Source organism: Acidobacteriota bacterium (assembly GCA_016716715.1).
Taxonomy (GTDB): domain Bacteria; phylum Acidobacteriota; class Thermoanaerobaculia; order UBA5066; family UBA5066; genus Fen-183.
In genome coordinates this window covers 209,123-221,552 of sequence record JADJVE010000004.1, presented here as the reverse complement: position 1 = coordinate 221,552, position 12,430 = coordinate 209,123, and the positions used below count along the sequence as shown (strand labels likewise).

General features: G+C 68.9%; 7 protein-coding genes. 5 read left to right on the top strand and 2 right to left on the bottom strand.

Translation table 11 applies throughout. The annotated features are described in order from the left end of the window. Positions 1-8 precede the first annotated feature (8 nt). Genes dnaB through IPL89_08270 form a run of 5 tightly spaced genes read left to right on the top strand, consistent with a single transcriptional unit; the run spans position 9 to position 5,640 of the window. The gene (gene dnaB / locus IPL89_08290; protein MBK9063179.1) at positions 9-1,364 is read left to right on the top strand and encodes a replicative DNA helicase; all 1,356 of its coding nucleotides are present in this window, start codon (positions 9-11) and stop codon (positions 1,362-1,364) included. Further along, positions 1,361-2,599, top strand: a complete 1,239-nt coding sequence (alr, locus tag IPL89_08285; protein ID MBK9063178.1) for an alanine racemase — start codon at positions 1,361-1,363, stop codon at positions 2,597-2,599. The genes dnaB and alr overlap by 4 nt, the downstream gene beginning before the upstream one ends. Continuing rightward, positions 2,596-3,366, top strand: a complete 771-nt coding sequence (locus IPL89_08280; GenBank protein MBK9063177.1) for an ABC transporter permease — start codon at positions 2,596-2,598, stop codon at positions 3,364-3,366. The genes alr and IPL89_08280 overlap by 4 nt, the downstream gene beginning before the upstream one ends. Beyond that, positions 3,366-4,190 carry an ABC transporter ATP-binding protein gene (locus IPL89_08275; GenBank protein ID MBK9063176.1) on the top strand — a complete coding sequence of 275 codons (825 nt, stop codon included), beginning with the start codon at positions 3,366-3,368 and terminating at the stop codon, positions 4,188-4,190. Before IPL89_08280 ends, IPL89_08275 begins: the two co-directional genes overlap by 1 nt. A gap of 10 nt (positions 4,191-4,200) precedes the next feature. Next, positions 4,201-5,640 carry an MCE family protein gene (locus IPL89_08270; GenBank protein ID MBK9063175.1) on the top strand — a complete coding sequence of 480 codons (1,440 nt, stop codon included), beginning with the start codon at positions 4,201-4,203 and terminating at the stop codon, positions 5,638-5,640. Positions 5,641-5,658: 18 nt separating this feature from the next. On the opposite strand, the gene IPL89_08265 is transcribed toward IPL89_08270, so the two are convergent. Both IPL89_08265 and IPL89_08260 read right to left on the bottom strand, forming a co-directional pair. Next, complete coding sequence (locus tag IPL89_08265) at positions 5,659-6,828, bottom strand: hypothetical protein (protein ID MBK9063174.1); 1,170 nt, start codon at positions 6,826-6,828, stop codon at positions 5,659-5,661. Then, complete coding sequence (locus IPL89_08260) at positions 6,732-12,389, bottom strand: VCBS repeat-containing protein (protein ID MBK9063173.1); 5,658 nt, start codon at positions 12,387-12,389, stop codon at positions 6,732-6,734. The genes IPL89_08265 and IPL89_08260 overlap by 97 nt, the downstream gene beginning before the upstream one ends. Positions 12,390-12,430 lie beyond the last annotated feature (41 nt).

Below are 12,430 nucleotides of genomic sequence, written 5' to 3'. Positions count from 1 at the left end.
CGGTCCCGATGTCCGCCCTCGCTCCGGTAACCGCTGACACCCTGCCGTCGAGGCCCGACGCCGAGCGGAGCCTCCTGGGCGCCGTCCTGATCGACGGGGCGCTTCTCTCCCGGGTGATGGAGTTCCTCGCCCCGGACGACTTCGCGGCAGAGCCGCACCGCGTGATCTACGAGGCCGCGCTCGCGCTCGCGGACCGGCGCGAGGGCATCGACCTCGTCATGGTCCAGGGCGAGCTCGAGAAGACGGGGCGGCTGGAGCGGGCCGGCGGCCCGGCCTACCTCTCGTCCCTCGTGGACGTCGTCCCGGACGTCGAGAACGTCGAGGGCTACGCCCGGCTCGTCCGCGAGGCCTCGCTCCGGCGCCTCGTGATCCTCCAGTCGCGCCGCGCGATCCGCGAGGCCGTGTCCGCCCCGGACGCCGAGACCGTTCTCGAGAACGCCCAGCGCGAGCTCGTCGAGATCGCGAAGGGCTCGATCAGGGGCGGCTTCGTGAAGCTCTCGCGGATCGCGGAGAAGAACGAGGAGGAGATCCAGAACCTCCACGGCCGCGGCGGGATGCTCACGGGCCTGCCGTCCGGCTTCACGCGCCTGAACGCGCTCACGCAGGGCCTCCAGAAGACCGACCTCATCGTCGTCGCGGCCCGTCCCGGCATGGGCAAGACGGCCTTCGCGCTGAACATCGCGGCGACGCTCACGATCCGCGAGAAGCACGTCGTCGGCTTCTTCTCGCTCGAGATGTCGGCCCAGCAGCTCGGCTTCCGCATCCAGTGCTCCGAGGCGCGCGTGAACCTCCAGCGGCTGCGCGAGGGGCGCCTGAGCAAGGAAGAGAAGAAGGCATTGTTCTTCTCGACGCAGCAGATGCGCGAGGCGAATCTCTTCGTGGACGACACGCCCGCGATCACGCTCCTCGAGATGCGCGCGCGCGCCCTGCAGCTCAAGCAGCGGCACGGCCTCCACGCCCTGTTCGTGGACTACCTCCAGATCATGGGAACGCGCGGCAAGGTGGAGAACCGCACGCAGGAGGTCAGCGCGTTCTCGCGCGGCCTCAAGGCGCTCGCCAAGGAGCTCGACGTGCCGGTCATCGCCCTCTCGCAGCTGTCGCGCCGCACGGAGCAGCGCGGGGCCGAGAAGGAGCCGGTGCTCAGCGACCTGCGCGAGTCGGGCGCCATCGAGCAGGACGCCGACGTCGTTCTCTTCCTCTCGCGCCCCGAGTACTACGACAAGGACACGGAGCAGAAGAACATCTGCGACGTCATCATCGCCAAGCAGCGGAACGGCCCGACGGACCGCTTTACGCTCGGGTGGTCGGGCGAGTACACGCGCTTCTCCGACCTCGCGATGATGAGCGAAGGCCCCGGGCTGTGACCCCGGCGCTCCGCCCGACGCGGGCCGTCGTCGACCTCGACGCGGTGGCGTCGAACTTCCGCGTGCTCGGCGCCGGCCTGCCGCCCGGCTGCAAGGTTCTGCCGGTCGTGAAAGCGGACGCCTACGGGCACGGCGCCGTGCACGTCGCCCGGCGCCTCGCGAAGGAGGGGGCGACCGCCTTCGCGGTCGCCGCCGTGGAGGAGGGCCTCGAGCTCCGGCGGGCGGGAATCACGCAGCCGATCCTCGTCATGGGGTGGATCGGGAAAGACCAGCTGCCCGCGCTCGTCGCGGGCGGGCTCACTCCGAACATCCATTCGGTCGAACAGGCCGAGGAGATGAAGATTTTCTTAGAAGGTGAAGAGGGGAGAGAAGCGTCGCACGCGCCCCTTCCCGCGCATCTCAAGCTCGACACCGGCATGACGCGGCTCGGCCTGCGCCCCGAGGACCTGCCCCGGGCCCTCGCGATCATCGAGGGGATCGGGAAGAAGATTTTCTTAGAAGGTGTATTCCAGAATTTTGCCACTGCGTACGACGTGACGTCGGAGCAGAACGCAGACCAGTCGAAGATTTTCTTAGAAGGTTTAGAGAGGGTCCGCGCGGCGGGTCATCGGCCGTCCATGATCCACATGGACAACTCGGGTGGAACGCTTTCGCGTCTGGCCTCTTCACCTTCTAAGAAATCTTCCTCTTCGTCTTCCTCTTCTTCCTCTTCCTCTTCGGCCGTCACCCACGTCCGCCCCGGACTGGCCCTCTACGTGAAGGTCCCCGATTTCCGATCCGAAGCAAATGACTCTCTCCGAGACGTCATGTCGTTCGTTTCCGTCGTCGACCAGGTCAAGACCGTCCCAGCTGGGACTCGCGTCGGATACGCCGGCACGTTCGTCTGCGCGCGGACGACGACGCTCGCGGTCGTCGTGGCGGGTTACGCGGACGGGGTTCGGCGGTCGCTCTCGAACAGGGGACAGGTCCTCGTCGGCGGGAAGCGCTGCCCGATCGCGGGGCGCATCTCGATGGATCTCACGGAGGTCGACGTGACCGACCTGCCGTCGCCGCCGGCCCGGGGGGACGAGGTCGTCTTCTTCGGCGCGCAATCCGGCTCTCGACTGGGCGTGGACGAGCTCGCCGCCGCGGCCGACACCGTCGCGTGGGAGGTCCTGTGCGGTATCGGGCCGCGCGTGCCGCGTATCATCATCGAAGGCGGCCGCACCGTGGCTCAAGTGTCGAAGTTCCCGTGAAGAACGTCCTCGAAGCCATCGGGCGCCCGGTTCTGCGTCTGCTCGAGGGAGTCGGGCGCTTCTTCGAGCTTCTCGGACAGACGATCCGCGGCTTCTTCCTGCCCCCGTACCAGATCTCGATGACGGCCAAACAGGTCGTGCGCGTCGGGGTCGACTCGGTCCCCGTCGTCTTCCTGACGGCGCTCTTCACCGGGGGCGTCCTCGCGCTCCAGACGTTCAAGGGGTTCCAGCGCTTCCACGCCGAGGGCTACATCGGCTCGGTCGTCGCCCTCTCGATGCTGCGCGAGCTCGGGCCCGTCCTCACGGGGCTCATGGTGACGGGCCGCGCGGGGAGCGCGATGGCGGCCGAGCTCGGCTCGATGCGCGTCACGGAGCAGATCGACGCGCTCGTCTCCCTCGCGACGGACCCGGTTCAGTACCTCTTCGTGCCGCGCGTCCTCGCCTCGATCATCGTCGCCCCGATGCTCGTCGTCCTCGCGGACGTGACGGGCATCCTCGGCGGCTACGTCGTCGCGGTCCAGTACCTCGGCGCGAACCCGGTCGTGTACCTGAACAACACGTTCCAGTACCTGGACATGGAAGACATGACGTCCGGGCTCATCAAGGCGGCCGTCTTCGGGCTTCTCTTCTCGATGATCGGGTGCCAGACCGGTTACGACACGAAGGGCGGGGCGGAGGGCGTCGGCACGTCGACGACGTCGGCCGTCGTCCTCGGCTCGCTCGCGATCCTGATCGCGGACTTCTTCCTCACGAAGGTGCTGTTCTGATGGCGGCGCCCGCGCCCTCCGGCGTCCCCTCGATCCGCCTGCGCGGGGTCACGAAGGCGTTCGGGCCGAAGGTCGTCCTCGACCACCTCGACCTTGCGGTCGAGAAAGGGGAGTCCCTCGTTCTCCTCGGGCAGTCGGGCATCGGGAAAAGCGTCCTCCTGAAGCACGTCGTCGGCCTCCTGAAGCCGGACGCGGGGTCGGTCGAGATCGACGGCGAGGACCTCTGGGCGGTCTCGGCGCGCGAGCGCGACGTCCTCAGGCGGAAGTTCGGGATGTCGTTCCAGGAGGGCGCGCTCTTCGACTCCATGAGCGTGGGCGAGAACATCGCGTTCCCGCTCGTCCGCCACACGAAGCAGACGAAGAAGGAGATCGCGGACCGCGTCGCGGAGTGCCTCGATCTCGTCCGCCTGCCCGGCACCGAGGACAAGCGCCCGTCGGAGCTGTCCGGCGGCATGCGGCGCCGCGTGGGCTTTGCCCGCGCGATCGCGCTCCAGCCGCAGATCCTCCTCTTCGACGAGCCCACCACCGGGCTCGACCCGATCACGACGGACGTCCTCGTGCGCGTCATCGAGGAGATGAGGAAGCGCATGAACCCGACCGCGATCACGATCACGCACGACCTGAAGGTCGCGTTCGCGATCGCGGATCGCGTGGGCCTCCTCGCGCACGGCAAGATCGCAATCGACCTTCCCCCGAAGGAATTCGAGGCTTCGGCCGACCCGCGCGTCGCGGCGTTCGTCAAGGGCGACAGCGAGCTCTCGCCGCCGGAGCTCGAGCCGGAGCGGCGGCCGGGGGTCTCTCCCGCGGCCGCGCCCCCCGTATGATGGAGACCGCATGACGACCACCGCGAAGATCGGAGCCTTCTTCGTCGCCGTTCTGCTCGCGCTCGGCGTCCTGATCCTCAAGATCGAGGACCTGCACTTCGGAAAGAAGGCGCGCACGAACACGGTCGACGCGCACTTCAAGGACGTCGCCGGCCTGGACGACAAGTCCGCGGTTCGCATCGCCGGCGTGCTGATCGGCAAAGTGGACGGGATCACGCTGCGTCCCGACGGCACCGCGGTCATCCACCTCGCTCTCGACCCGGGCGTCGAGCTGCGCGAGGGCGCCTCGGCCCAGATCCGGAGCCTCGGGATGCTCGGGGACAAGTACGTCGAGCTGCAGCCGGGAACGCCGGGCGCCCCGCGCCTCGCCCAGGGCGCTCTCCTCGAAGGCGTCTCCTCGACGGGCTTCGACGACCTCACGAAGATGGCGACGGACATCGGCAAGGACCTCAAGGAGCTGTCCTCGGCGCTCGCGGGGTCCATGGGGGGCAAGCAGGGCGAGGAGAAGATCAACCGGATCGTGGACAACATCGGCGCGCTCGCCGAGGCGCTCAAGGACCTCGTCGAACACAACCGGAACAACGTCGACGTGACGCTCGCGAACCTCAAGGAGTTCTCGGGCCAGATGCGCGAGACGCTCGCGCGGATGGACCGGATCCTCGACGAGAACCGGGCCACCTTCAAGTCCACGATGTCGAACGCGGACGAGATCTCCGGGAAGCTCAAGACCACGGCCGACAACCTGAACTCGATCACCGGGAAGATCGACACCGGGCAGGGCACGATCGGCAAGCTCCTGAACGACGACGAGACGCACAAGAACCTCAACGACGCGCTCACCTCCGTCAAGACCGGCGTCGAGTCGCTGAACCAGACCCTGTCGCGGATGAACCGGATCCAGCTCGACCTCGGGTTCCGCGCCGAGTACACGAGCCGCGCGGGCGACGGCAAGTACTGGTTCACGCTGGACGCGATCCCGCGCGACAACAAGTTCTATCGCCTCGAGATCGGGGCGACGCCGAAGGGCATGCGGCAGAACATCGACGAGACGACGACCGTCACGTTCCCGAACGGGAGCGAGCAGACGATCCACACGACGGGCGAGCGGTACGTCGACCAGCTCCTCCTCTCGCTCCAGCTCGGCTACCGCCTCAAGGACACCATCCTCCGGGCCGGCCTGATCGAGTCGCGCGGCGGCGCCGCAATCGAGCAGACGTTCAAGGCCGACAAGTACCGGCTCGCGGGCGAGGTCTGGGACTTCTCGCGCGACAACTACCGCGGGCACGTGAAGCTCTACGGGCGCTGGAACGCGAGCCCGAACCTCTACGCCACGGGTGGCGTGGACGACCTCCTGAACCCCGGCCTTCGCTCCGCGTTCATCGGCGGCGGGATCCGGTGGAAGGACGAGGACCTCAAGGGGCTCATCGGCTCGATCCCGATCCCGAAATAGCGCCGGCGGGCGGGGGCGCTATTTGAAGTATCCGCTCACGTCCAGGATGACGTGGACGGTGCCGGCGGCTTGCGTCGAGACAACGTCGACGCTCCCGTCGGGCCCCAGTCCCACGATGCTGCTCCCCGCGCGCGTCTGGCCCACGCCGAAGCTCAGGTTCGTGGTCCCGGGCGTTGGCGTTCCGCCGGGATAGACCCGCAGCGAACCTGCAGACGAGGGAAGGGTCACGGTCGCGTTGACCGCGACGGCGGTCGCGTCCGCCGGGACGCCGCAGCGCCCGGCGAGCGGGAAGTTCCGGATGACGCCGGCGGCGAGCGCGGGCCCGCCGCCCGGGCCGGCCGGGAGGCGCGTATCGACGAGCCGGCAGGGAGTCACGACCTGGAGAAGCGTCGGCCTCGGCGTGATCGGAATCGTGGCCGCGGATGAGTTCGAGCAGTTGCCCGACGAGACGTACACGTTCACGGCGATGTCTCCCGACGCCCCTGCATCGAATGTGATGGACCGCGCAGTGTTTGGGGACGTGATGGTCCCGCCCGCATTCGTGATCGCCCAGTTGTAAAAGGCGCCCGGACCGCCGTCCGGGACGGACGCGACATTTCCGGTGGACCTCGCGAAGACCGAGGAAGGTGCCGAGATCGCCGCGGACGGGCGTGGGTTCACGACGGCCGTCGTCGTCGCGGGCGGGAGCGTGCAGCCGAACACGTCTCCGATCGTCACCGTGTAAGGGCCCGACTGCGCCACCGTGGCGGACGAGATCGTCACGAATCGTGTGTTCGCCGAGAAGCCGTTCGGGCCCGTCCACGCGTACGTTGCTCCCGCGAAGTACGGCGCGCCTAGAACGAGGCTCGATCCGGCGCAAATCGGGCCGTTGTTCGAGGCGGCCGGAGCCCGGGTGTCGCATTCGTACGTGTATCCGCCGGCGAGGACGGCCGCCTGACCGTCCGGGTTCGTCACGGCCGCGTCCACGGCGCCCGGGGCGTGCCCGCCCGTGAACACCTGCAACGGGGGCTGCTCGGGGGAAACCCACGGATCCGCGACGGCGCTTCCGAAAGTGACCGACGCGCCGGGCGCGACGCAGCCCGCCGTCAGCGTCACGAACGTGCCGCCCTGCGAGTCGCCGTGGTTCGGGGAGAGAGCCGTGAGCGCGGGCGGTGCGTCGAGATCACGACGTTCGCCTGGGCCGGACACCGGTCCCTCGTCGCGGTCAGGCCGAGGGTGTGGTTTCCCGCCGACAGGAACGAGGGCGTCACGCGGCGGGCCGAGGATACGGGCGCCCCGTCGACGGTCCAGGCGTAGGTGTCGTAACCGGAAGGTGCCGTCCACACGGACGTTCCCGCACAGAGCTGCGGCGGGCCCGTGATCGTCGGAGACGGCACGGCTCCGACGGAAAACGGCGCGGTGCGAGCGCTCGCGGCGAGCGGGTGCGAGAGCTCGATCCGGTAGCGGCGACCGTCGCGATCGACTGCGAGGTCGCCGAAGTGCGCGAGCCCGGACGCGGCCGTCACGGTCGCGGTGCCGGACAGGATCGCTCCCGCCGCGCCGGTCCCCGCGACGAGACGTGCGCCGACGTCGGCGGCGCCGCACGAAACGACGTTGCCGCCGTCGTCGAAGACCCCGACGTCGAGCGAGAAGGTCTGCCCGGCGAGGGCGCACGCGGGGTTCGACGTGACGCCCAGCCGGCTGGGCACGCAGTTCGTATTGAAGAGGAAGGCGACGTCCGAAGGGTTCGTCCGAAGGAACGCGAGGTCCTGCTTCCCGTCGCCGTCGAGGTCCGCGGCCGCGAGGCCGAACCCGACGCCGCCTCCCGTGAAGTCGCCCGAATTCGAGAAGGCCCCGTGGCCGTCGCCCATGTACACGGCGACCGTGCCCGCATTCGAGATCGCCGCCGCGTCGAGCGCACCGTCGCCGTTGAAGTCCGACACGACGAGGTTCGAGAAGACGTCGCGCGCGCCGAACGTGACGGGCGCCGCGAAGTGGCCCGCGCCGTCGCCGGACAGGAACCTCAGGCCCGGCGACGATCCGGCGTACTGCGGCGAGATGGCGACGACGAGGTCTTTCTTCCCGTCGCCGTCGAAGTCACCGACGGCAAGAGAGACCGGCGTCGCGTCGATCGGCGTCTTGATCGCGGCGTCGAACGACGTCCCGTTCCAGAGATAGACGAGGAGCGCCTGCGAGTTGTCGTCACGCGCGATGACGTCGCCTTTCCCGTCGCCATTGAGATCTCCGATCGCGACGGTCGTGTTCCAGATCGCCGTCGGGAGGTCGACCGGCGATCCGAAACCCGAGGCTCCGTTTCCGAACCACGCGGTCGTCGCCCCGCCGAACGTGTAGTCGGGCCCGATGAGGAGATCGGTTCGGCCGTCGCCGTCGATGTCCCCGGCGCCGAGGAACCTGAAACCGCGGCCGACGTCGGTCCGGACCGGCGCGGCGAAGAGCCCGTTCCCGAGCCCCCGGAAGACGAAGAAGGAGCCCGTCCGGTCGAGCTCGATCACGTCGGGGATCCCGTCGCCGTCCACGTCTCCCGTCGAGAAGGAGTCCATGAGATACGACCCGGGCGGGCGAAGGGTGGCCGCGAGCGTGAAGCCTGCGGCGCCCGCGAGGTAGACCCCGAGAGCGGGCGGGTAGGGCCATGGGACGGCGACGACCAGATCCGGCCGGCCATCGGCGTTCAGGTCGATGGCCTTGAGCCCGGTCGGCGCGCCGGCGAACGGTCCGAGCGACGGAAGGAGCGGCAGACCGCCATTGCCGTCTCCCGCGAGGAGCAGGACGCGCAAGCCGGTCCCGACCACGACGTCGGCGCGTCCGTCTCCGTTGAAATCGGCGACGAGGAAACTGGTGGCCGTGCCTGCCGCCGGATACGACTCGGGAGCCGAGAAGAGGGCCGAGCCCTGCCCGAGCCGGACATGAACGATCCCGCCCGCGAGGGTCAGCAGGTCTTCGCGTCCGTCGCCGTTCAGGTCCGCGAGGGCGAGCTTCGTGTCGAGGGCGACCGGGAGGGAGCGGACGAACGCGAGCGACCCGGATGCGGCGGCCTGGAAGATCACGGCGGCCGGGCTCGGGCTCCCGAGCCCCACCACGAGGTCGGCGATCGCGTCGCCCGTCACGTCTCCCATCGCGAGCGCGACCGGGGGACCCGAAACGGCCAGGGTCGTCTGAAGCGTGAAGCCCCCGGCGCCGTCGCCGAAAAAGACGGAGATCGTCTCCGAGAGCTGGTTCGCGACGATGAGGTCCGCCTTCCCGTCGCCGTTCAGGTCGCGCACGACGAGTGCGGAAGGCTGGATCTCGACCGGCAGATACGACGGCGACCCGAAACCGCCGACGCCATTGCCGATGAGGACGGCCACGCGGCCGGGGTTGTACGGCATCCCGAATCCGCCTCCGCCGCTCTGGGTGGCCAGGATGTCCGGGAAGCCGTCGTCGTTGACGTCCGCGATCGCCAGGGCCGTGACGGGATACCCGATCGGAAAACGCTCCGCCTTGCCGAAATGTCCGGGCGAGGTCTGGAGGGAGACCCAGATTCCGTCGGACCCCGTCACGAGGTCGGGGAGCCCGTTGCCGTCGAGATCCGCGGCGGCGAGCAGGGAGGCGTCGCCGGCCTGCGTCTGGGAAGTCAGGGCACTCGCGAAGGCTCCGCGTCCGTCTCCCTTCAGGAAGGAAACGGTACCGTTCGAGCCGCTGGTCGCGGCAACGACGTCCACGATCCCGTCGCCGTCGAAATCGGCCAGGGCCAGGCCCTGGAATCCGGCCGGCACCGGCACCGCCCGCACCGCCGGCGAGAAGGAGGGCCGCGGACAGCCCGTACACGCCGGGGGCACGACGACGACGTCCGTCGTGGCAGGTGCGGAGTCGCACGTCCCGACCGTCGCGACAACCGTGTATCGACCGCCGTTCACGTCCTTTGCGAACGTGATGGCTGGGTTCCGGGCCGTCGACGAGAACCCGTTCGGGCCCGCCCAACGGTACGTGGCCCCTGGAATCGCCGTTGCGTTGAGTTGAAGCGTGCCGCCGAACGGCACGGGAGAATTACTCGAGGCGGACGGCGCCGAGAGCGCCGCGGACACGGTCAGAGCGGCGGATGCCGACGAAGAACAGGCCGCGGCGCGGATCGCGAGGGCAAGCGCGTGCGCACCGGTCGGGATCGCCGGAAGCGTGAGAATCCGGGCCGTCCCGACGACGGCGCCGTCGAGAGACCACGTCCACCCATCCGCCGCGGGACCTTCGAACCGAGCGGTTGAGCCCGAACAGGTTTGAGTCGGCCCCGAGATCGAGGGGGCCGGAAGGGACTGGGAAAAGAGCGGCGTCGCCGTGGGTCGGGTTGCGGCGAGGTCGAAGCGCACGCGGTACCCGCCGCCCGCTTTGTCGATCGCGAGGTCCGTGAATTGCGCGACGCCGGAAACCAGGGGAACGGACGTCGTTCCACCGAGATTCGCGCCGGCCGTTCCACCCGGCGCGAGCGACGCGACGACGGTTCCCGTTTCGCAGAGAAGCGGGTTCCCGGCGTCGTCGAAGACCCGGATCGTCGGCTGTGTTGGGAACGGGACGCCCGCCGAGCCGCACGAAAGCGGTGACGCGTCGAGTTGGAGGCGGCGCGGCACGCACGTGGTGTTGGGGACCAGCCAAGTGTTGTTGTAGTCCATCCCGATGACGTCGGGTCTCCCGTCGCCGGTCACGTCCGAGGCCAGACGCGCTCCGGCGGGGAATGGGATGCTCCCGACGACATCGTAGGTGCCGTCGCCCCTGCCCTTGAGAATTCTCATGGAATCGAAGCCGGTCAGAAGATCGAGAACGCCGTCTCCGTCGAAATCGGCCGCGACGAGCGACCACGCCTCGGGCACCGGCGTGTCGACCGCCGGACCGAATCCGCCCGCCCCATCTCCCTTCCGGAAGGTCACGACGCCGTACGACGTCGCGAGGAGGTCGGGTTTCCCGTCCCCGTCTGCGTCGATCAATCGGATTGAGGGAGCGTAAACCGAGGGCGAGAGGGCGAGGTCGACGACCGTCGAGAACCGGCCCGTGCCGTCATTTATGAGCGTCATGAGGCGGTCGCCGACGTCGCCGCCCGGGCTCGCGATGACGAGGTCTGGCTTGCCGTCGCCGTTCAGATCCGAGACGCTGAGGTCTCCGAACGGCACGATTCTCGGCGGTTGCGACCGTGGGAAATGCCCGGTGCCGTCGCCGAACAGGACGACGAGCCCTCCGTCCAGCACGAACGCGACGTCCGGATGCCCGTCCCCGTCGAAGTCCGCGACGACGGGAGGCCGAATCTGCTGAAAGGACCCGAATGTCGTGACGATGGATGCGCCGAACTTCCCGCTGCCGTCGCCCGGCAGGACGTAGAGCGCCGTGGGCGGGACGGCGCTCGCCGTCACGACGGCGTCCGGGATGCCGTCTCCCGTGACGTCGGCGAACACGCCGTTGAAGTACGGGACAGGGAACGAGGTCATCACGGCGGTTCCGAATCCGCCGGATCCGTCGCCGAGCATCGTCCCGAACGCCGTGTTCGGGCTCATCCACGCGAGGTCCGGCTTGCCGTCCTTGTTCACGTCGACGACCGTGAGCGCCGCTGCATATCCGGTCGGCAGGTACCGCGCGGTCGTGAACGTGCCGTCCCCGTTTCCGAGGTAGAGAACTCCGGGACCTGCAAGGTCCAGCCTGCCGTCCCCGTCGAAATCTCCTACGGTGTCCGCTCCGACGGGTCGGATGGGCTCGGCTTCCTGCAGGAAACCGAAAGCGTCGGACAGGAATACCGCCGAAGTCGTTCCGCCGGACGCCACGACATCCGTGCGCGCGTCGGCGTTGAAATCCCCCGCCGTGATCCCGGTGACACCGGAACCAGAACCGGTCCAGACCGGCGACTCGAATGTGCCGTCCCCGAGACCGTAGAGCACGCCGAGCCCGCGGACGCCGATGACGAGGTCGAGCGCGCCGTCACCATCGACGTCCGCGAGCGCGAACTCGCGGGACGAAGTGGGAGCGTCGAACGATTCGAAACTCGTCACGAGTCCACCCGGGGTGTTGCGCAGGACCGACATGCGCGTCGTGTTCGAGACGACGAGATCCGGCCGGCCGTCCGAGTCGACATCGCCCACCACGATGGCGGCGATCCACCCGGAATACGGAATGGCCGTCGGCGCCTGGAAGGTCCCGTCGCCCCGTCCGCGGAAGACGAGAACCTCGTCCAGTGAGCCGACCGCGAGGTCGAGCCTTCCGTCCCCGTCGACGTCGAGGACGGCGAACGGACCGGGGATGAATCCGCTCGCGACCGAAAGGGCCGGCGCGAATCCGCCGGCGCCATCGCCGCGAAGGAAGAGAACGTGGCCGGTCAGGTTCTGCCCGTCGACCTGCCGCTTGACGACGACGAGATCGAGCCTGCCGTCCCCATCGAAATCGCCAGTTGCGATCGCGAGGTCGTAGGTGTCGGGCACGTCCGTGCTCGACGCAAGCAGCATCGTTCCCCCCGCGCTCCCGAGCGACACTCGGATCGTCCCCAAGGTATTTGCCCACTGGCCGAACCGGGCCGTCGCCACGTCCGAAATCCCGTCGCCATTGAAGTCGCCGGCAGCCCTGACCCCGTCGGTGGGGAAAGCGAGCGCGTTGGGCCCGAAGCTCGGCTTCGCACAGCCCGTGCATGCCGCCTCGGCCGCCGGACTCGAGGCGAAGAGGCCGGCGAGAAGCGCGATCGGGAACGTAAGCCGGCGCAGTGCCCGCGCGTGGCGGGCCCCGACACGGGGCCTGGGCGCGTTCAGCAAAACTAGACCTCCGAGACCGGAAGCGTTGGATTATGTGCCCC